General features: G+C 61.3%; 19 protein-coding genes and 3 pseudogenes. 18 read left to right on the top strand and 4 right to left on the bottom strand.

Annotated elements, in window-relative coordinates; translation table 11 throughout:
* Position 1: 1 nt before the first annotated feature.
* The 11 genes and pseudogenes from ABIE33_RS31035 to ABIE33_RS31085 all read left to right on the top strand — a co-directional run bounded on the left by ABIE33_RS31035 (position 2) and on the right by ABIE33_RS31085 (position 10367).
* On the top strand, positions 2-733 hold the full coding sequence (locus ABIE33_RS31035) for an ATP-binding cassette domain-containing protein (RefSeq protein WP_429132208.1): 732 nt from the start codon (positions 2-4) through the stop codon (positions 731-733).
* Between the two features lie 12 nt (positions 734-745).
* Entirely contained in the window at positions 746-1486 is a 741-nt protein-coding gene (locus ABIE33_RS31040; protein WP_429132210.1) for an SDR family oxidoreductase, read from the top strand.
* Entirely contained in the window at positions 1487-2386 is a 900-nt protein-coding gene (locus tag ABIE33_RS31045; RefSeq protein ID WP_429132211.1) for an aldose 1-epimerase, read from the top strand.
* Positions 2373-3509, top strand: coding sequence for a fumarylacetoacetate hydrolase family protein (locus ABIE33_RS31050; RefSeq protein WP_429132213.1), 1137 nt, complete (start codon positions 2373-2375; stop codon positions 3507-3509). The genes ABIE33_RS31045 and ABIE33_RS31050 overlap by 14 nt, the downstream gene beginning before the upstream one ends.
* Before the next feature lie 150 nt (positions 3510-3659).
* Positions 3660-4033, top strand: a pseudogene (locus ABIE33_RS31055) (aldehyde dehydrogenase family protein); the annotation flags it as partial.
* Positions 4034-4051: 18 nt separating this feature from the next.
* Positions 4052-4682: pseudogene (locus tag ABIE33_RS31060) on the top strand (transposase); the annotation flags it as partial.
* Between the two features lie 572 nt (positions 4683-5254).
* Positions 5255-6121 carry a helix-turn-helix transcriptional regulator gene (locus ABIE33_RS31065; RefSeq protein ID WP_429132216.1) on the top strand — a complete coding sequence of 289 codons (867 nt, stop codon included), beginning with the start codon at positions 5255-5257 and terminating at the stop codon, positions 6119-6121.
* A 210-nt stretch (positions 6122-6331) separates the two neighbouring features.
* Entirely contained in the window at positions 6332-7417 is a 1086-nt protein-coding gene (locus ABIE33_RS31070) for an alpha/beta fold hydrolase (protein WP_429132217.1), read from the top strand.
* Between the two features lie 96 nt (positions 7418-7513).
* Complete coding sequence (locus ABIE33_RS31075; RefSeq protein WP_429132219.1) at positions 7514-8311, top strand: ABC transporter ATP-binding protein; 798 nt, start codon at positions 7514-7516, stop codon at positions 8309-8311.
* On the top strand, positions 8247-9128 hold the full coding sequence (locus ABIE33_RS31080) for an ABC transporter permease (RefSeq protein ID WP_429132221.1): 882 nt from the start codon (positions 8247-8249) through the stop codon (positions 9126-9128). Before ABIE33_RS31075 ends, ABIE33_RS31080 begins: the two co-directional genes overlap by 65 nt.
* 75 nt (positions 9129-9203) lie before the next feature.
* Positions 9204-10367: an ABC transporter substrate-binding protein gene (locus ABIE33_RS31085; RefSeq protein WP_429132223.1), complete on the top strand. Its 1164-nt coding sequence runs from the start codon at positions 9204-9206 to the stop codon at positions 10365-10367.
* Positions 10368-10484: 117 nt separating this feature from the next.
* Here ABIE33_RS31085 and ABIE33_RS31090 read toward each other — a convergent pair whose 3' ends face one another.
* The 3 genes and pseudogenes from ABIE33_RS31090 to ABIE33_RS31100 all read right to left on the bottom strand — a co-directional run bounded on the left by ABIE33_RS31090 (position 10485) and on the right by ABIE33_RS31100 (position 12848).
* A complete protein-coding gene (locus ABIE33_RS31090) occupies positions 10485-10988 on the bottom strand; it encodes an oligopeptide/dipeptide ABC transporter ATP-binding protein (protein ID WP_429132285.1) in 504 nt (167 codons plus the stop codon).
* Positions 10986-12518, bottom strand: a pseudogene (locus ABIE33_RS31095) (oligopeptide/dipeptide ABC transporter ATP-binding protein); the annotation flags it as partial. The gene ABIE33_RS31090 and the pseudogene ABIE33_RS31095, both read right to left, overlap by 3 nt.
* Positions 12519-12521: 3 nt before the next feature.
* Complete coding sequence (locus ABIE33_RS31100) at positions 12522-12848, bottom strand: ABC transporter permease subunit (protein ID WP_429132225.1); 327 nt, start codon at positions 12846-12848, stop codon at positions 12522-12524.
* A gap of 16 nt (positions 12849-12864) precedes the next feature.
* Between ABIE33_RS31100 and ABIE33_RS31105 the strand changes: the two genes are divergently transcribed.
* From ABIE33_RS31105 to cynR, 7 genes are all read left to right on the top strand, one after another.
* Positions 12865-13485 carry an NAD(P)/FAD-dependent oxidoreductase gene (locus tag ABIE33_RS31105; protein ID WP_429132227.1) on the top strand — a complete coding sequence of 207 codons (621 nt, stop codon included), beginning with the start codon at positions 12865-12867 and terminating at the stop codon, positions 13483-13485.
* Between the two features lie 260 nt (positions 13486-13745).
* Entirely contained in the window at positions 13746-14858 is a 1113-nt protein-coding gene (locus tag ABIE33_RS31110) for an S-(hydroxymethyl)glutathione dehydrogenase/class III alcohol dehydrogenase (RefSeq protein ID WP_429132228.1), read from the top strand.
* 207 nt (positions 14859-15065) lie between these two features.
* Positions 15066-15614: a carboxymuconolactone decarboxylase family protein gene (locus ABIE33_RS31115; protein WP_429132230.1), complete on the top strand. Its 549-nt coding sequence runs from the start codon at positions 15066-15068 to the stop codon at positions 15612-15614.
* 34 nt (positions 15615-15648) lie between these two features.
* On the top strand, positions 15649-16260 hold the full coding sequence (locus ABIE33_RS31120; protein WP_429132232.1) for a glutathione S-transferase family protein: 612 nt from the start codon (positions 15649-15651) through the stop codon (positions 16258-16260).
* 60 nt (positions 16261-16320) lie between these two features.
* Positions 16321-18372 carry a pyridoxamine 5'-phosphate oxidase family protein gene (locus tag ABIE33_RS31125; RefSeq protein WP_429132234.1) on the top strand — a complete coding sequence of 684 codons (2052 nt, stop codon included), beginning with the start codon at positions 16321-16323 and terminating at the stop codon, positions 18370-18372.
* Between the two features lie 134 nt (positions 18373-18506).
* Positions 18507-19415, top strand: a complete 909-nt coding sequence (locus tag ABIE33_RS31130; RefSeq protein WP_429132236.1) for a LysR family transcriptional regulator — start codon at positions 18507-18509, stop codon at positions 19413-19415.
* Between the two features lie 6 nt (positions 19416-19421).
* Positions 19422-20330, top strand: a complete 909-nt coding sequence (gene cynR / locus ABIE33_RS31135) for a transcriptional regulator CynR (protein WP_429132238.1) — start codon at positions 19422-19424, stop codon at positions 20328-20330.
* 422 nt (positions 20331-20752) lie between these two features.
* On the opposite strand, the gene cynS is transcribed toward cynR, so the two are convergent.
* Entirely contained in the window at positions 20753-21223 is a 471-nt protein-coding gene (cynS, locus tag ABIE33_RS31140) for a cyanase (protein WP_429132239.1), read from the bottom strand.
* Positions 21224-21235 lie beyond the last annotated feature (12 nt).

A 21235-nucleotide genomic window follows, 5' to 3' on the forward strand; every position in this document is an offset into this window, starting at 1 on the left:
AATGCAAGGTCCAATTGTTTCCGTCAAGAACTTGCATAAATGGTACTCCGGCGTTCATGCCCTGCGGGGTGTTTCCGTCGATTTCGCACGCAATGAAGCGGTCGGTCTGATCGGCGACAACGGTGCGGGCAAGTCCACGCTGATCAACATCCTCTCCGGTGTGCAGAAGCAGGACGAGGGCCGCATCTTCGTCGAGGGCAAGGAGGCGGTGATATCAAGCCCACGTGACTCGATGCGCCTCGGTATCGAGACGATCTACCAGTACAACTCCATGGTGCCGACCATGTCCATCGCTCGCAATCTCTTCATAGGCCGCGAGCCGATCAAGTACTCCCTCTTCGGCATTGGCGTGCTCGACATGCGCAAGATGCGCAAGGAGAGCGTACAGGCCATCGCGGATGTCGATCTGCACCTGCGCTCGCCCGACGCTTTGGTGGGCGAACTCTCGGGCGGCCAACGACAGGGCGTCGCTATCGCGCGAGCCATGCACTTCAAGTCGAAAGTCATGATCCTCGACGAGCCGACAAATCACCTGTCGGTGAAGGAAACCAATAAGGTCATAGGCTTCGTTCGCTCATTGAAGGAGCAGAACGTCACCGGCATCTTCATCAGCCACAATATGCACCACGTTTTCGAGTCCTGCGACCGGGTCGTCGCTATGGCGCGTGGGCAGATCGTGCTCGACAAACGGGTCAGCGAAACGTCGATCGACGAAGTTCAATCCGTACTCTGAGGAGGAATGCAGGTGAAATCACTTGAGGGAAGGGTGGCGCTGGTCACAGGCGGTCTCGGCACGCTCGGTCGCGCGCAGACCAGTAAACTCAGCGCCGAGGGCGCGACCGTCATCGTGCTCGATCGTCCCGGGCACGAGGCTGAGGCGACAACGCAAGGCCTTGGCGAGAATGCGCGCTTTCTCGGTTGTGATCTCAACGACCTGGCGCGGTCAGAGCAACTCATTCGGCAGGAGGCCGAGGCGTCAGGTGGCATCGACATCCTGATCAACAACGCTGCGCTCATCATCAACAAGCCGTTCCAGGACTTCAGCCTCGAGGAGTACGAGGATCAAATCCGCGTCAATTCCTCGGCTGCTTTTGCAGCGGTGCGAGCCTGTGCCGAATGGATGAAACAAAAACGAAGCGGAAAGATCCTGAACTTTGCTTCTCTGACACTCAACGGACAGTGGGATGGTTACGTGCCCTATGTCGCTTCGAAGGGGGCGATGATCGGCCTGACGAAGTCGCTGGCGCGGGAACTCGGCCCCTATGGCATCAACGTCAATGCCATCTCCCCCGGCGCCGTCATCTCCGAGGCCGAAAACCGTGTCTTTGCAGACCGACTTCAGGAGTACAACGATTGGGTTCTGGACCGGCAATGCATCAAGGCACGTCTCAAGCCCGAGGACGTGGCGGAGCTTGTCTATTTCCTCGTTTCCCCGGCCTCAGACATGATCACGGGTCAGAACTTCGCCATTGACGGCGGTTGGTAGATGGTTGTCGAACGGGTCACCGTCGAGAACGGCAGCGCGCATCTGCAGCTCGTTCCGGCGCTTGGCGGTGGGATCGCGCAGCTTGATGTGCGAACTGCGAGCGGAGACTGGCTTCCTGTATTGAGGCCCTGGCATGGCCGATTTGAGGATGGTCCCTTCGAACTGGGATGTAACGTCCTCGTTCCGTTTTCGAACCGCATTTCCGGGGGCGGTTTCGAGCATGATGGCGCGTTTTACACCGTGCCTGCCAACTTTGCAGACGAGCCCCTCCCCATTCACGGCGACGGCTTCCAGCGGCACTGGCACTTGCTTGCTCACAATGATGAGACAGTGGAACTCGGATGCGATGGGGAGATCGGCCCATTTCGCTATCGGGCTTGGCAGCTCTTTACCCTGCGGGACGACAGGCTGGTGGTGGAGCTGCGCGTTCAAAACCTCTCGCAGCAAGCGTTACCCTTCGGCATTGGGTTCCATCCGTGGTTTCCGCGAAATGAGGGCACTCGGCTGAAATTTCAGGCCACGGAGTTTTGGCTCGAAGACGGCAATCATCTTCCCGCTGGTCGGCGGAACATTTGCGAGGTTCCGGACCGGAACTTTGGCGACGGCCGGGTATTGCCCGAGCATTGGATTAACAACGCCTTCGGTGGGTGGGCGCGAGAAGCGATCATTTCCCAGGAAGGGGGGGCGTCTTCCGTCAAGATCACGGTTTCCGATACTCTTGGATATGCGCTGGTCTATTCGCCAGGATCGAAGGCGGACTTCTTTTGTTTCGAGCCGGTTTCCCACCCGGTAGACGCACATAATCTCGTTGGCCGTCCGGGTTTAAGGGTACTCGAACGTCACGAAAAACTGACGGCTTCAATGACGCTGAATTGGGATGAACGATATGGAACTCGATAAGTCTGGCACCTTCGTTGGTCGTGTGTGGTCATCTGAGGAACAGGGACCGGTCTTGGTGACTGTCAGGGCAGGCGTAGTTTTCGACATCACGTCGAGAGAGGCGCCAACGATGCGGGATCTCGCGGAGATGGATGATCCTGTTCGATACGTCAGGGCGCAACGGGGGAGGGCGATCTGCGATCTGGTGGAGCTCCTCTCGGCAACTCCTGCGCAATCCGAAATGCTACGGATCCTCGCGCCATGTGACCTCCAGGCGATCAAAGCCTGCGGCGTCACCTTCGCCCGATCGATGCTCGAAAGAGTCATCGAAGAGCGCGCTGCCGGTAATCCAGAACGTGCCACCGAAATCCGCGAGCGGGTGACAATGCTCGTCGGCGATAGCTTAAGCAACCTCAAGGCTGGCTCACCTGCGGCGGCAAAGATCAAGCAGGCGCTGATCGAAGAAGGCGTATGGTCCCAATATCTCGAAGTCGGGATTGGTCCCGACGCCGAAGTCTTCACCAAGGGCCAGGTCATGTCGGCCGTCGGCTACGGGGATGAAGTGGGTCTGCACCCGATTTCGAGATGGAATAACCCCGAGCCAGAGGTCGTACTGGTGGTCAACAGTAGGGGCACAGTCAAGGGAGCCACGCTCGGCAATGACGTGAACTTGCGTGATGTTGAAGGGCGGTCAGCACTCTTGCTCGGCAAGGCCAAGGACAACAATGCGTCCTGCGCGCTTGGGCCGTTCATTCGGCTGTTCGACGAGAGCTATTCGATCGACGACGTGCGCAATGCCGACCTCGACCTCAGGATAGAAGGCGAGGATGGCTATGTGCTGAAGGGCAGGAGTTCGATGAAGGAGATCAGTCGTGATCCACTCGATCTGGTATCACAAACCATCGGCTCCCATCACCAGTATCCCGATGGCTTCATGTTGTTCATGGGCACTCTGTTTGCGCCCGTCGAAGATCGCGACGTCCCGAGTCAGGGATTCACCCATAAGCTCGGCGATGTCGTGACGATATCAAACGCCCAGCTGGGGTCGCTGGTCAACACGGTGCGATTGTCAACCGCGTGCAGTCCGTGGACTTTTGGCGCATCGCACCTGATGCGCAATCTTGCGGCACGTCAATTGAATTGAATGGAAGCGACCATGACTTTGCGCCAGAACCTGATTGCCGGCGAATGGGTCGGCGGTGACGGCGGTTGCCAACATTAACCCGTCCAAACCAACGACGTGATCGGCGATTACGCCCGCGCGTCTGCTGCCCGTGGAGGGCGCGAAGCTCGCATTGGCGGCGAGCTCCTGAAGCGACACGCCCGCCTTCTATCTGCAGCCGGCGCTGTTCAACGAGGCGACGAACGCGATGCGCATCTCTCGCGAAGAGATCTTCGGGCCGGTCGCGTCCGTCATCCGCGTCCGAGATCACGACGAGGCGCTCACTGTGGCCAACGACACCCACTTCGGCCTGTCGTTCGGCATCGCCACCACCAGCCTCAATTATGCGACCCATTTCAAGCGCATGGCCGGCATGGTCATGGTCGACCTGTCGACGGCCGGCGACGATTTCCACGTGCCCTTCGGCGACCGCAAGGGACCGTCCTACGGCTCGCGCGAGCAGGGCCGCTACTGACTCCGAGTTCCACACTACAGTCAAGACGGCCTTACTTCCAATGCACCTCAGAAATCGGGCGGCATTGAATCCGACATCGCCACTGTATTCTAAAGCTTTCCTGGCTGGAGTGCTGGGAAAAGGAAACCGCGTTGGGCGCCATCTATTTTACGATATCAAGAACCACGGCTATCACGGGCAGCCGTTCCAATCTAGGAAGCCTGTTGCAGGTGTGGCGTGAAGACGAAAACATTCGACCCGACGAGTCGCCTCCGGATATGGATGTTTCAGAACCCGTCCGCGATCCTGACACCGGCCATATGATCTCGTCTGTGGTTGTCGCAGCTGTGTGCATAAAACCGCGCGGCCTGCTGACAGATCGTCAGGCCAGAAAGGTCAATGCTTTGAAGCATGGCTCGGCAGTGTTCGCCACAATGCGTGGCATGGCCATTCGCTTCAACGGCACCTTGCGCAGCAGGAGCGCGCACGCACTGGATGAATGGATCGACGATGCCATCGACACCTTGCTCACGGCAACCATGCGTTTCGCTAGCGTTTTGCGCCGGCATAATGCCGTAAAAAATGCAATCGAACTCCCTTGGAGTAACGGTCAAGCCGAAGGGCAGATCAATCGCCTCAAGATGCTGAAGAGTTCAATGTACGGTCGCGTCGGCCCAGAACTGATGCGGGCGAGCAGCCTCTTCGCCTTTCGCGTCGTTGGTCTGAGTGACGTATTGGCGAGCTTCTCGTCGAAAGCGACTGACTTCTTCAACAGCCTGCTAGAGGTTCCCGCGCCGCTCGTGTAGAGCACTAGAGCGGCCGTTCTAGCGCGGGCGGCCCAATACCTCCCCGCGCGAAATCCGCCCGCGCCGATTCTGCTGCCATGGAGCGTGGCGCCTCCAGGTCGTTTGAGCGGATGGCTCAGGTAGCGCGGCGGCTCGCTCCACTAACTCCGGCCATCAGGGTAATACCGAACTTTTGAGATGCGCCCCTCCGATCTTCCTCGTCGGGATTGCGACCGTTGTCTGCTTGGCCGGCTTAGCGGACAAATGCCTGCCGGACCTCTCACCGCCGGATTTGTATTTGACACCGCCGGCGCGCGTATTAGCGTTGCTGTTACGGTTTAGCTGTTTGCCCGACGCTCTGTCTGAGAGGCCGCCGGAACTGGGAGAAAAAGGGGGGCGAGTTGACGGATACAAGAAGTCCCGAACCGTGGGGCACCCTGATCATATCGGACGGCTTTTGCGGGGACATTTTTGCTGCGCAGCGACGAATGCGGACCCAACTGCTCGACCGCCCCTTCATCCGATACGGGCCGGCGCGCGACCTGGCCGCCCACATGCTCCTTCGTCTCGATGATCTTGAGGCTTGCTGGTCGCTTGCGACCAACTGGCTGCGCAAGGAGCTTGAATGCCACCGGGTCGATGCGGGATTTGGCGCTCCCCATGCACGGACATATCTCCCGAGCCTGGCCGAAGCGAAGGACGCCAATTATGATGTTCCGACGCTTGGCGGATCGGCGGTCGACAATCATGATCCGATCATGCAGGCGATGTGGCTTTCGCCATGCCCGGTGGTCTTTGCCGACATCAAGCAGGACCGCCGTTTGCAGATGCGCTTGCGGCAAAGGCTTTCGAAGGCTCGGACAAAAACGAAGATCGGGGGCGCTCTCCGCGCCGGCAACGGCAGCTACGGTCTGATCTGCGCCGACTGGACGGAGCATTTTGCGCCCAGCGACTCGAATATCTACGATCGCTTCGAGCAGACGGTGGCCGACGTGCTCGGCCCCATCATTGCCGTTGCCAGGGCAATCGACGACCAGGAGCGCCCCAGCCGGGACGGGCGCACGCAGAGCATACCCGCTGGCATGGCAGACGGTCAGCGCAACGTATCGGCTGTGACGTTGACGAGCTCGGAGGCCGAGGTCGCCAGTCTGGTCGCGAAGGGCCTGAGCTACAAGGAAATTGCCATCATTCGCGGCCGGTCCTTTTCGACTATCGATCACCAGCTCAGGAGCATCAGGAAGAAAACGGGTGTCTCGAGCACATCCGCGCTGATCAGCCTGCTCGCCAGGATGGATTTCCCGTTGGTGGCGTGTCGCGATGGCGACGAGGCGTCGCGTTCGCGATCCGACTATTAATCCTCCAAGCAATTATCAAGTAATCCTCCAAGCAATTATCAAGAATATCAAGGGGTAAGTGGCTCCTTTTGCGCCTTGGCGCTCGGCGCGCGTTCGGCATCGCGAATCTTCGCAATGTACGGTCTGGAGCGGTAGCCACTATCAATTGAGGTGCGCACCTCAGTGGCACCAACGTCCACTGACGGCGATGCATCGGACCGGGAGGGGAAAATGAACAAAAGATATTTCACGGAATGGAGCGCGGTGATGATCGAGAACCTCTACTACGCCCCGGCAACGCAGGGCGAATTCCAGATCTACGATCTCGGCGACATCATGCTTGAATGCGGCGAAACGCTGCGCGGGGCCAAGCTTGCCTATCGAACTTTCGGAACGCTGAACGCTCAAAAATCCAATGCCATTCTGGTGACAACGTGGTTTTCAGGCACCGGAAAGGTGATGGAGGACGTCTATGTCGGCGCGGGCCACGCCCTTGACCCCGAGCGCTACTTCATCGTCATCGTGGATCAGCTCGGCGGCGGTGTGTCGTCGTCGCCGCAAAACACGGCCGGGCCGCAGGCCATGGCGAAATTTCCCGGACTCAGCATCGGCGACGATGTTGGCGCGCAGCAGCGGTTGGTGACGGACCTGTTCGGGATCGAGCGGCTCGCCCTTGTCGTTGGCGGGTCGATGGGCGGCCAGCAGGTCTACGAATGGGCGGTAAGGTATCCCGAGATGGTCGAGCGGGCGGCGCCGATCGCGGCGACGGCGCGCATCTCTCTTCATCAACGGGTCTTCGTCGAGACGCTTAAGGAGGCAATCACCTCTGATCCCCGCTGGAATTGCGGCTGGTACGCCTGTGGCCTCGACGTTCGCGGCGGCATGGATCGAATGGCGCGGATCGTGGCGGTGCTTGGCTGGTCCGCGCAGTTCTACCAGGAGGAGCGTTGGCGCAGCGTCATCGGCATGTCGTCGCTCGACGATTTCATCAACGGCGTCATGAAGGCCTACTTCGAGCCGATGGACCCCAATGTCCTGCTGGCACAAATGCACAAATGGCAGCGGGCCGATGTATCGCGGCACACAGGCGGCGATCTGGCCAAGGCGCTCACCCGCATTTCGGCGCGAATGATGATCATGCCGATCAGCCATGATCAGTTCTTCCCGCCGCACGAATGCGAGGACGACTGCGCGCTCGTGCCTGGAGCCCTTTATCGGGTGATCCAGTCGCCAGAGGGCCATATGGGCCTCAACGGCTTCGAGCCGGGCTACATGAAGCAGGTTGACCGCTACCTGAGCGAATTGCTCGCGGCCTGAACGATATCTCGATCCAGATGTACCGGTTCCCGAGCGCCCGCGCGCGGGCGCTCGGCGAAGGCATGCCCAAGGACCGCGCCGGAGGACGCGATACAGATGAAAAAGAACACGGAGAGGGCGCTGAACGTCAGGGGCGCCACCAAGACATACCGCACGCATTCGGGCGAAGTTCACGCCCTGCAAAACGTCGACCTGACCGTTCGGCAAGGCGAGTTCCTCGCGATCGTCGGGCCGTCCGGCTGCGGCAAGACCACGCTTTTATGGTCGATTGCGGGCCTGCATAGGCTCACATCCGGGGCCATCGCTCTCGGCGAGGAATGGATCACACGCCCGCATCCAAGCATCGGAATGATGTTTCAGGAGGCAAACCTTCTGCCGTGGCGCACCATCCGCCAGAACATCGAACTGCCTTTTGAAATCCGCAGGAAGCGCCCAGATGCCGGTCGCATCGACCGGCTGTTGCAACGGGTCGGCCTTGACGGGTTCGGCGGGAAGATGCCGCGCGAACTGTCCGGCGGCATGCAGCAGCGGGCGTCCATCGTGCGGGCACTTGCCAGCGACCCAACGGTTCTGCTGATGGACGAGCCCTTCGGCGCGCTGGACGCGTTTACCCGCGACGAGATGAACAAGCTGGTCGAGGAGATCTGGCTCGAATCCCGTAAGACGGTGATCCTGATCACCCACTCGATCGCCGAAGCCGTCTTCCTAGCGGACAAGGTCTACATCATGAGTGCCCGACCGGGGCGGATCGCGCGGGTCGTTGACGTGCCATTTCCGCGGCCAAGGTCACTGGACCTGATGGAGAGCCGCGCGTTCTTCGATTTGGTGAATGCAATCAAGCACGAAATCCACCACCAGCCGTCGGTCCAATCGGCGGTTGCCAAAGCGGTATGAGGGACGACATGAGAGTCAAAACAGTGCCGGGATTGCAGCTCCTACCGGGCTGGCAAACGGTGTCGGCGGGCAAGGCGCGCGCGAGGTCGGGGCGATCATTGCCATAGCGATCCTCGTCATTGGCGGCGGGGAGCTTCTGCTGCGGCTGATGGCGGTGCCGCAGTTCATTCTGCCGACGCCCTCGGCCATCGCCGTCGTCTTCCCCTCGCCGGAAATGGCGACGATCGCCGAGCACTATGCCTACACACTGATCGAGCTTGTTGCCGGCTATGCCGTCGGGGCGTCGATGGGGTTGATCCTAGCGGGGGTCATCACCCAGTTTCCCTTCGTAGAGAAGGTGATCACGCCCTATGTCCTGCTTCTGGTCACGACACCGATGCTGGCGCTGGTGCCACTTCTGATCCTCAATTTCGGCTTCGGTTTCACGCCAAGGATCATCGCGGTCGCGCTGGCATCGGGTCCAATGGTGATGATCAACGCGGCCACCGGGTTCCGCCGGGTCGATACGATGAAGGTCGCGCTGGCGCGGTCCTGCGGTGCGTCGACCCTGCAGATTTTCACCAAGATCCGCATTCCGATGGCGATGCCGATGGTAATCGTCGGCCTGATGATCGGAGCGATCTTCGGCATGATTACCGCCGTCGGCGCCGAGATGTCGGGCGGCGGTTTCGGCCTTGGCAGCCGCCTCACCACCTATTCCTCAACGCTCCGGGTGCCCGAGTTCTTCGCCTGCATCCTCATCCTCGCCGTCACCGGGATTACGATCTACGCCTTTTTCTTCTGGCTCGGAAAGAAGCTGGCCAGCTGGGAAAGCTGACACCTCACGGGCGAGACGCCGCTTCTCGTCCGTGAACAGCAAACATTGCGGTCCAATCACAGAGGAGGAAACCTGATGAATCATCACTCGATGACACGCCGGCGGCTGCTTCAAGTCAGCGCCAGCGGCCTTGTGACAACAGCCGTTATGGGCGGCGGCCTGCCGTCGCTCGCCAAGGCGCAAGCCAAGCCATACAATTCGCCTTTTACCTGGATTTCGCCCCGCGGCACCATCGAGGTGATGGATGATTATCCCTATTGGGTCGCCAGGGACCGGGGCTATTTCGGCGATCTCGGTATCGAGACGGCCATGGAACCGGGGCCTGCGGACGGAACTGCCGTGGTGAAGTTCCTTGCCGTCGAACAGGCCGACATCGGCTTTCCCTCGCCCGGCGTCCTGTCCTTCGCGGTAAATATGGGGATGGATCTCGTCTCGGTTTTCGGGAGCGGCTTCCTCGATCTTTTCAACGTCGCTTTCCGCAAGGGGGAAGGGGTGAAGGACCTGAAGCAACTGGAGGGCAAGACCGTACTGCTCGGCTCGGCGGCCTGGCAGTCGATCTGCGATCCGATGTTTGCGGCGGTGGGCGTCGATCCCAAGAAGATCGCCTATGTCGAAGCCGGCTGGCCGACATGGACGACGGCGCTGGCCAGCGGTCAGGGCGACGCTTGCCTCGCTTGGGAAGGCTTGCGTGCGGATCTGGGCGCGAAAGGTCTGGACTTCGATTACTGGCTGGGAATGCGCGGTTCGCCCTTGCCTTCCAACTCTCTGGTTGTGCGCCGCACCGATCTGGAAGATGCCGAGCGCCGGGTGTTTCTGAAAAAGTATCTCAGAGGCTGGGTCATGGGCAGCGAGTTCGCCGATCGCAATCCCCGCGCTGCTACTGATATCGTCTTCAAGGCTCTGCCAACCACCAGGGCCAACTATGGTCCGCGTGCAGGCACTGAAAGCCTGATGCAGATCCATCGCACTTTCAAGGGTGACATGGCAGCGCGCTCGGGCTGGGGAGAGCACAACATTCCGGCCTGGGACAACTTCTTCAAGCTTCTCAAGAGTATTGGCCAGTCGAGCATCGACATCGATACCGCTCGCTATGTCACCAACGATTTCATCACCGAGGCGAATGACTTCGACAAGGCGAAGGTCCACGCCGATGCTGACAGCTACGGACTGCCGGAAGATCTGGCGGCGATCGACATGGCGGAGGTAGAGGCAAGTTTCTACAGGAATGCGATCAACTGACGGATGCGTTTGCCGCAAGAAGGATGCAGCCTGACTGCGCCACGAAGGCAGACGAGGACGACATCACCGGCATTGCCAGGCCGCTGGCGCGGCCGGGCAATGGGGGAGTCACGGAAGTCAAAGGCTCTGGAGGCGCATGTCATCTACGGTGGGTGATCGCATATGTTCCGGCGAGCGGGCCTGCCTGCTAAGCCCGTTAATCGGCAAGTGGCAGCGCACAAAGCCGCTTCCGGTTTCCTGAACGGGTGGCCGCTTGTCCGCGCAGAGGCTGCCGGGACAACGCCCGGCAAAAGGACAGCCGATCCCCGGAGTTGCCTTTAACGTGGGCGTAGCCGGCGGCCGGGAGACGTGCCCATCCTTGCGAAGGCTTGGTGCGGCTTCCAGCAGCATTTCGGTATAAGGATGCAGCGGCGCGGTGAGCAGCGAGGCCGTTTCGCTCATCTGCATGAGTTCGCCGTGATAAAGCACGGCAACCCGATCTGCGAGTTGCTGAACGACCGCCAGATCATGCGAAATGAAGAGCATGGCGACGTCGTGCTTCTCCTTCAGTGAGCGCAAAAGTTCGACAATTCGAGCCTGGACGGACACATCGAGTGCCGACGGGATTTCGTCGCAGATCATCAGCTTCGGGTTGACGAGCAGCGCACGGGCAATCGCGATGCGCTGGCGCTCACCGCCCGAAAGCTGTTCGGGAATGCGATCGAGATAGCCGGCGTGAAGGCCGACGCTCTCCAGCATCGTTTCTAGCGCCGTCGCGTCAGCCGGGATGCCAAAATGCTTCAAGGGGCGCTCGAGGATCGATCGGATGCTGGATCGGGGATTGAGCGAGGCGTCGGGGTTTTGGAAGATCTACTGGATCTGTCGCAACTGCTGAGCCGAACGACCATTCAGCGCCGGAGCGAGAGGGCCGTCTTCAAGTGTGATCGCTCCTGAGCGCGGCGGCAGCCGTCCGCTGATCGCCCGGGCGATCGTCGATTTGCCACTGCCGGATTCGCCCACAAGAGCCACCACTTCGCCGAACCGAAGTTGCAGGTTTATGTCGCGCACCACCGGCAGGCTCATACGGCCGAGAAGTTTGTCAACAATGCCTGGTTTCCGATAAAGCTGGAGATCGACGACCGAGAGGAGCCGTTCCGAATGCGCGATTGTCTCGATGTTCGGCCTGGGCGAGACGCCTAACTGTTGTTGAACGGCTGCGTCACGCCAGCGCATGCAGGCAACGGATCGCCCATCGGCGACCGACTCGAGAAGCTGCGCTGTCGTGCGGCAAGCGGGCATAGCGAAATCGCAGCGGGGCGCAAACTTGCAGCCGGTCGACATCTGATCGCGCCGGAGTACGCCGCGCAGTCCGCGCGTCTGGCGATCAGTGCCGTCCATCGTGGGGATTGATGCGATCAGCCCGCGCGAATAGGGATGGGCGGGCGCTGATAGAAGCTTTTCGCTGGTGGCGGCTTCGACGAGTTGCCCGGCGTACATGACGCCAACGCGGTCGGCGATCTGGGCGAGCAGTGCGAGGTCATGGGTGACGTAGAGCATCGCCATGCCTATGCGGGCTCTGAGATCGGAAAGAAGCTGGATGATCTGGCGCTGGGTGGTGACATCAAGGCCGGTGGTCGGCTCGTCGAGAACCAGAAGGTCGGGATTGCACGCGACCGCCATGGCAATCGTCACCCGTTGCTGCTGGCCGCCGGAGAGTTCATGCGGGTAACGGTGACCGACATCCGGCAGCCCGACCAGCGCAAAGAGCTCGACGATGCGCCGCTCCATCGTCGTGTCTTCCGGCAGGGCATCGTGCGTGGCGATCATTTCGCGGATCTGCGCGCCGACCCGCATGCCGGGGCTGAGCGATATCGTCGGGTTCTGCGGGACCAGCGCAATGCGGTTGCCGCGCAGGCGCGTCAGCGCTGAGGGGGCGAGCTTCAGGAGGTCGACACCGTCAAAGAGCACCTCGCCGGTCTGAACGAAGCTGTTGATCGTGCCGTAGCCGAGCAGACGGTAGGCAACCGTCGATTTGCCACAGCCGGATTCTCCGACCAGCCCGAAGGCTTCGCCCCGGGCGATTTCGAAGGAGACGTTCTGTACCACGTTGGTCAGGCCGGACGCTCCGCCATAGGCGATGTTGAGATTGCGAACTTCGATGAGCTTTTTCATGTTTCACGCTCCCGCGACGGGCCGCTGGCCGAGCATGCGCGACAGGCCGTCGGTAAAGAGGTTGAAGCCGATGACGAGCGACGCGAGGCCGAGACCGGCCCCGAACACCGTCACCGGGGAAACGATCAGGAGGTTGCGGTTTTCACTGATCATCAGGCCCCATTCGGGCGTCGGCGGTCGAATGCCGAAGCCAAGAAAGCCGAGCGCCCCGATGAGGATCGGCGCATAGCTGAGGCGAAGCGAGAACTCGACGAGCAGCACGTTCGCGGCATTGGGAAGGATTTCACGGAAGACGATCGACCAGGTGCCTTCACCGCGCAGCTCCGCCACGGCGACATATTCGCGCGTGGCGGCCCAGGCGATCTTTGCCCGCGGCGGACACTTCGTGAAGGGCGAGGCGAAGGACTTAAATGTCGGCGAGCGCAGTGTCACCGTCCGCGTCGGGGAGAAGACACATGCGGCCGATCGCATGGTAATCGCCGCCGGAGCCTGGTCGCGGACGTTGGCGAAGCAGGCAGGAGACAGGGTCCGGCTCGATACCGAGCGCGGCTATCACGTCTTGTTTCCGCAAGGGCACGGCCTCCTGACTCGTCCGGTCTGCTACACCGAGTACGGTTTCTACATGACACCGATGGCCGACGGCCTGCGCGCAGCCGGGACCGTTGAGCTCGGTGGATTAAAGGCGCCGCTTAATAAAAAGCGGACCGAGATGATCCGCAACGCGGTACGAACGCTGATGCCGGCCGCCGGGGAAGGCACCTCGGAATGGATGGGATTTCGGCCGTCGATGCCTGACTCCCTGCCGGTGATCGGGCGTTCGCCGCGCTCGGACCGGGTGATACATGCATTCGGCCACGGACATCTCGGTCTGACAATGGCTGGGATCACGGGACAGTTGGTCTCTGATTTGATCGCGTACCGCACTCCAGGCCTCGATCTTCTGCCATTCCGTTCGGACCGCTTTTGAGCGCGAGGCCGCTACCGAGCAACTCCGGATGGCAGGTCTTCCTGCGAGCCACCGATCAACCCGTTTGCCGTGCTCTTTTGTTTGCCGATGGCCACGCCCCGTCGGCAATCGCTGCCGGAGTGCCACTGGTCTGGGCGTTTCGGCTGGTTCCGTGCGAGTTGGAAAGATTTGCAGCGACTGGGGTGAAACAACTCGAAACTGCTCCCTTGGGCGGCGGCGGAGCGTCTACGACATCAAGCCGCGCGAGGGGAGTGCTGTCGATGCAATCACGTGCCGCGGTCGCCTGGGCCGCAAATCAACCTCTGACGATCGAAACAATCGAGGTGAGGAAGCCACGGCCCGGGGAAGTTCTCGTCGAAATCATGGCAACAGGCGTCTGCCACACAGACGCTTACACGCTTTCGGGCCTCGATTCCGAGGGTAAGTTCCCCGCCATTCTTGGCCATGAAGGCGCGGGAGTCGTGAGAGAGCTCGGAGAAGGCGTCACAGGCCTTCGGGTGGGCGACCACGTCATTCCACTCTACACACCGGAGTGCAGGGTTTGCAAAACCTGCCTCTCGCGGCGCTCAAACCTTTGCACGTCGATCAGAGCGACCCAGGGGCAGGGCCTCATGCCGGACGGGACCAGTCGGTTCAGTTGCAGTGGGGGCGATCTCTTCCACTACATGGGATGCTCGACCTTCTCCAACTTCACTGTTCTCCCCGAGATCGCCCTGGCCAAGGTCCGGGAAGACGCTCCGTTCGACAATATCTGCTACATCGGCTGCGGGGTTACGACGGGAATAGGCGCCGTAGTCTACACGGCCAAGGTTTGGCCTGGTGCCAACGTCGCCGTCTTCGGTCTCGGAGGCATCGGCCTGAACGTCATTCAGGCGGCGAGGATGGTCGGCGCCGACAAGATCATCGGGATCGATCTCAATCCCGAGAAGGTGGAGATGGCGCGCAGGTTCGGCATGACCAATTACGTCAATCCCTTGGAGATCGGGAGCGAGCGTGTCGTCCAGGCGATCCAGGACCTGACCGACGGCGGGGTCGATTTCTCGTTCGACGCCACCGGGAACACGACTGTCATGCGGCAGGCTCTCGAGTGCTGCCATCGGGGGTGGGGTGAATCCATCGTCATCGGCGTTGCGGAGGCAGGCAAGGAAATCTCGACGAGGCCGTTCCAACTGGTCACGGGGCGTGTCTGGCGCGGAACCGCGTTCGGCGGTGCACGCGGACGCACCGACGTGCCGAAGATCGTCGACTGGTACATGGACGGCAAGATCGAGATCGATCCTCTAATCACCCATCACATGCCCTTGGAAGAGATCAATACTGCTTTCGATCTCATGCACGAGGGAAAGTCGATCAGATCCGTGATCGTCTTCTGATGGAGGGATTCGAACCTTCTGCAAGGCGGGCGTGGCAGACGTAGTCGGACTCCTTCCGGAACCTTTGCCGCGAGACCCGTAACAGAGGATGGCGACGAAGCTACCGATTTTCGGCAGGAAGCCTGCCGAATCCATCGTCTACAGCAGGAATCCGGTGGGAGCTATAACTCCGCTCAGACGTAAATCACTCGGAGCAAGGAGACCTAAGTGTCAAGAATCCCGACACCCGCTTCCATCGACGACGCCCCAGCCGCATCTCAGCCCATGCTCAAATCCGTGATGGGCCGGATGGGCAGGGTGCCGAACATCTACAGGATCGCCGCCAACAGCCCCATTGCGTTGAAGGGTCTTCTCGATCTCTCGCAGACTCTCTCCGAGGGAGAGCTACCCGCGGCGGATCGCGAGCGGATCGCCATTGCGGTCGCGGAGACCAATGGCTGCGACTACTGCCTGTCCGCGCACACCTATCTGGCCAAGCATGTCGCGAAGCTTTCGGATCTCGAGATCAGCGCCAACCGGAATGGGAGGTCGATCGACCTTGGGGCGGATGCGGTTGTCCATCTCGCGACCGAATTGGTGAGGACCCGTGGGCACGTGCGCGACACGGACGTGGCTGCGGTCAAGGAGGCTGGCTACAGCGACGCCGAGCTTCTCGAGATCGTGCTCCACGCCGCTCTCAACACATTCACCAACTACCTCAACGAAGCATTTGAAACGGAAATCGATTTTCCGAGCATCAGCACCCGCGCGGCCTAGCCGTTCAGGTGGATAAAACGAGAGGAAAGAGATCATGAAGCTCTACTACCATCCGCTTTCCGGCCACGCGCATCGAGCCCAGTTGTTCTTGTCGCTGCTCGGCGTGCCCCACGAACTCGTCGAACTGGACCTGGCGAACGGCGCGCACAAGACCCCCGAATTCCTGAAGCTCAATCCATTGGGGCAAGTACCGGTCCTGGAGGACGGCGATCTCGTCGTAACGGACTCGACAGCGATCCTCGTCTACCTGGCTCGGAAATACGATCGGTCCGACTGGCTGCCGCAGGACACGGTTTCGGCCGCGCGCATTCAGAGATGGCTGGCGGTTGCGGCGGGGGAGATTGCGTACGGTCCGTGCGCCGCCCGTCTTATCACAGTGTTCGGCGTCGATTTCCGGCCCGACGAGGTAATAGCACGCGCGCACCGAATCCTTCGGGTGATCGATGCCGAACTCTCGGACCGCGATTTTCTGTTGGGAACCGGGCCCACAATCGCGGACGTGGCGCTCTACAGCTACATCGCCAATGCTCCGGAAGGGAACGTGGATCTTGCGGCATACGGTAACGTGCGCCGCTGGCTCGCTTCGATGGAGCAGCTTCCAGGATTCGTGGCCTTCCCGAAAACGCCGATTGGGCTTGCCGCATGACATCGATGCCGCGGCGCGCTTGCGGCGTGGCATCCACTCCATTGACGAAGGTTCGCACCGATGCTGGACAAGTCGAAGCAGATTGCCAACTCCCCGTGGCACCAGGGGGAGCTCGTGATACAGGAACGCGCAGGCGTCGTCGAACGCATGGACGGGCCCGGGCGCACGTTCGTCCGCCGCTACATGCCGGACCAGCATCGCGAATTCTTCTCCGCGCTGCCTCTCGCGGTGTTCGGCGCCGTTGACCCGAACGGAAATGCCTGGGCGACGATACGCTCGGGAGGCCCCGGATTCCTGCACTCGCCGAACCCCACTTCTCTCGAGGTCGATCTTCCCAGGGATCCCGATGATCCTGCGGACGCGGGCTTCGAAGACGGGGACGCGATCGGGATGCTCGGGATTCAGTTGGAGACCCGCAGACGAAACCGTCTCAATGGCACCGTTCATAGGGGCGTGGGGGACGTCTTCACCGTCCGTGTGGGCCAAAGCTTCGGCAACTGTCCCCAGTACATCCAGACGCGGACGCATTCCTTTGCGCGCGATCCACGCACACCTTCGACAGTTCGGCCGACAGCGAGCGCATCTCTGAGCGAACGCGCCGCGGAGATCATTCGAAACGCCGACACGTTCTTCGTGGCCTCGTATGTCGATCTGGAGAACGAAGGGCGGCAGGTGGACGTCTCGCATCGCGGAGGCAAGACGGGATTCGTCCGCATCGCCGACGACGGCGTGCTAACGATTCCGGATTTCGCCGGGAACCTCTTCTTCAACACGCTCGGCAATTTCCTCCTGAATCCGCGCGCAGGCCTCGTCTTCATCGACTTCGCCACCGGTGACCTGCTTCAGCTCACCGGGCGCGCGGAGGTAGTGTTGGACTCTCCCGAAATCACCGCCTTCCAGGGGGCGGAACGTCTTTGGAAGTTCAAGCTCGACCGGGAGATCTATCGCCCGGCGGGCCTGCCGATCAGATGGGCTTTCGACGATGGTCGTTGGTCGCCGAACACGCTGCTGACAGGAGACTGGAAGGAGGCGGAACAGCGGATGCAGGCCACGGCTCTTGCCACGGCATGGAGACCGTTCCGCGTTGCGCAGGCGAGCAGGGAGAGCGATATGATCAAATCTCTCTATCTCGAACCCGCCGATGGCAACGGTTTCGCGACATTCTCCTCAGGCCAGCACTTGCCGATCCGCGTCGAGATCGACGGGGTTTCGCACATCCGGCGGTACACTATCTCGGCAGCGCCTTCGGACGGAGTCTACAGGATCAGCGTCAAGAAGGCGGGGCTGGTCTCCTCCTATCTCCATGGCCTCGAGATCGGAGCGCCGTTCGAGGCCCGCGCGCCAGCGGGCGCATTCACTTTGGATGCATCGAGCGAGCGCCCGGCTGTCCTGCTCGCCGCCGGGGTGGGCATCACGCCGATGATCTCTATGCTCCGCCATCTGATCTACGAGGCCCGCCGCACGGGACGCATGCGTCAGGTGTGGCTCTTTCAAGGCGCGCGCACTTCAGGCGAAAGGCCGTTTGCTGCGGAACTGGCGTCCCTCGCGGCCGCCTCGCAGGGTGCCTTGCGCGTCACCCGGGCGTTGAGTTCCACGGCTGGCGCCGCTGTGGGACGCGACTACGACGTCGGGGGCCGCATCGACATGGACTTGATCCGGGAATCCTTGCCGTTTGGAAGCTACGACTTCTACCTGTGTGGCCCAGGTGGATTCATGCAGTCGATGTACGACGGTCTTCGCTCCCTCGACGTACCTGACGACCGCATACATTCGGAGGCGTTCGGTCCATCGGGGCTGCAAAGACAGCGCGCCCCCGAAGCGATCTCTGCACCTGCTGCGGGTTCCGCGGTGGAGGTCGAGTTCCAGCGATCGTCGTCCACAGCCACATGGACGCCGGAGAGCGGCACGTTGCTGGAGTTTGCGGAGGCGCAGGGGTTGTCTCCCGAATTCGGCTGTCGCAGCGGGAGTTGCGGAGCATGCAGCACACAGGTGGTCCGCGGCGAAGTGACCTACGTCGGCGCTCCGACCTTCCCCGTGGCCGCGGGCCAGGCGCTGCTTTGCTGTGCCGTTCCAGCGAGCGGAACGGGAACTAATCTCAGTCTGGCGTTGTAGAAGCGCGGAAGAGAGGGGTGCACGGGATGCCAACGGATCCCGAGTCCCCGTCTTAACACTGGAGCAGGCAATAAGGGGCTGAGTCACCGCCTCTCAGAGGACCGTGCATGCGCGCGGACAAAGGGTGATTGAACTTGGATCGTTTCGAAGCCATGAGCGTACTTCTCGCGGTGGCCGACCACGGCAGTCTGTCAGCGGCCGCGCGGCGCCTGAAAAGCCCGCTGACCACGGTGAGCAGAAAAATCGCGGAGCTGGAGCGGCACATCGACGCGCAGTTGGTCAATCGCTCCAGCCGCAAAGCCTGTTTGACGGACGCAGGCCGTGCCTATGTCGAGGCTGCGAGGGACATACTCATCCGGGTCGAGGAGGCGGAAAAGGCCGCCGCCGGCGAGTATCAGGTGCCCAAGGGAGACCTGGTTGTGACGGCGCCGATAGTGTTCGGCAGACGTCACGTCCTTCCGGTCGTTGCGCAGTTCCTGCAGGCCTACCCGGAAATCGATCTCAGGCTGACGCTTGGGGACCAGCTAGCAAACATTCTCGACGAGCGCATTGATATCGCGCTTCGGATTGGCAACCTTCCCGATAGCAACCTTGTCGCCACCAGGCTGGGACAGATCCGTCGGGTCGTTTACGGCAGCCCCGGATATCTCGAGCGCCGCCAGAGGCCGCAGCACCCGCTCGATCTGATCCAGCACGACTGCGTCACTTTCGAGGGGCTGGCATCCTCCCACGCATGGCCGTTCGTGGAGGGAAAGAGGGAGTTCACCGCTCCGGTGCGGTCACGTCTCGTCGTCAACACAGCCGAGTCTGCGATCGATGCGGCAATCGCAGGAGTGGGACTTACGCGCGTGTTGTCCTACCAGGCCGCGCCAGCGGTCGCCCGAGGCGATCTCCTTCCCTTGCTGGAACAGTACGAGCAGCCGCCTTGGCCAGTGCAACTCGTCTTCGGACCCAATGGGCAACTTCCTCTGAAAGTCAGAGCGTTTCTCGATTTCGCAACGCCTCGGCTGAGGGCTAGGCTTGCGCAAACCGCAAACCAGTGAGGCCATATGCTGCTGCGCCACATCCGCTACTTGATCGCCGTCGCCGACCACCAGAACTTCACACGCGCGGCGGAGGCGCTCCACGTATCGCAGCCGACCCTTTCACATCAGATCAGGCAACTGGAAGATCGGCTTGGAACGCCACTGCTCGACAGGACGGGCCGAGCCGTCCGCCTGACCGATGCGGGCGTGGCCTATGTCGAGTACGCGCGCCGGGCCCTCATCGATCTCGACGCGGGAAAGCGGGCGATCCATGACGTTCAGGACCTGTGCCGAGGTTCGTTGCGCCTTGCGGCGACGCCGACCTTCATCGTCTACCTGATCGCTCCCCTGGTGGAGCGGTTCTATTCGAAGCATCCGGGGATCACGCTGACGGTGGAGGAGATGACGCAGGACAAGATCGAAGCGAACCTGGGCGGCGACCTGCTGGACCTCGGCATCGCGTTCGATGATATCCGTTCGCCAGAGATCGAAGGCATGACCTTGTTTTCCGAGCAACTGAGCGTCGTTGTCGGTGCGGACCATCCTTGGGCCGTGTGCGGTCAGCCCTTGCCTGCGCGGGCGCTTGCGTTGGAGCCGCTCGTGCTTCTCAGCGGTGACTTCGCCACTCGAAAATTCATCGACGCGTACTGCAGGCGCCATTCCATCCTCCCCCGCGTTGCAATCGAGGCGAACTCGATTAGCGCCATCGTCGAGATCGTGCGCCGGAGCCATCTCGCCACGATTCTCCCCCAGGCAATTGCGCTGCAGCAGCAAGGCCTTATGGCGATCAACCTTTCACCGCCAGTGGAGCCGAGGATAGCTTCGCTTCTCACACGCCGTGAAGCCTATCAGAGCGCGGCAAGTCGTGCATTCAGGGACGTGGCGCGCGAATTCGGGCAGCCAAAAATCGAAGACGGCATCGGCAGGCGGTAGCACCGGGCAGCAAGCGGCTTCCTGCAGCCCAATCGGCAGGTGCGCCGCATAGGACCTTCGTCCAAGCCGTCTGCGCAAAGGTCTTATCCTCATTGTCCGAATCCGCATCGTGCTGGCATTGCTCTCTCAGCACCAACGGTATCGGAGACCCCCGCTGTTGGCGCACCCCCAGTCCCAGAGCGCGCCCCAGCCCCAAGCGAACAGCGCTCTGGGACCCCGTCACACGCTCGACAGAGCCGACGGCGATCTACTTGAGATCACTCACTGTGGCGATGTGCTCGGACGCAAAAAAAGCCCCTGCCAATACAGACAGGGGCTTGAAGGGCGAAGCCTGCAGATCTCCTTGGTCCCCGGACTGGAGGGGTGCATCGGGGTCGCGAGATCAGGGGGCTCGCGGCAGATTTGCAACGAGCCTGGCTTCCTCAGAACGGCTTGTGGGGCAGGAACTTGCCGTCGAGGGTGATGACGGCGCGGGAGCCGCCTTCCGGGTCTTCGACCTTCTTGATGTCCATCTTGAAGTTGATGGCGCTGATGATGCCGTCGCCGAACTCTTCGTGGACCAGAGCCTTGAGCGCGGTTCCGTAGACCTGCACCATTTCATAGAAGCGGTAGATCGTCGGGTCTGTGGGCACGCCGCCGGGGATGCTGCCGCGCACGGGGATGATCTGCAGCGCCGCGATGCTTTCGGCGCTGAGCCCCAAGCGCTCGCCGACGACTGCGGCTGCTTTCTGAGACAGGGGATGCTGTCCGAGGAGCGCGGCCGTCACATAGACGACGCTGAGGCCGGTGCCCTCGGCGACTTGCTGCCAGGAGAGGTCTCTCTGGGCCTTGCTGGCGAGGATTTCGCGCGTCAGAGCGACGCTGCGATCCTGGTATGCGTGTGACTGGGTCATTTGAAGTCTCCT

It is taken from the genome of Ensifer sp. 4252, from assembly GCF_050434565.1.
Lineage (GTDB): Bacteria > Pseudomonadota > Alphaproteobacteria > Rhizobiales > Rhizobiaceae > Ensifer.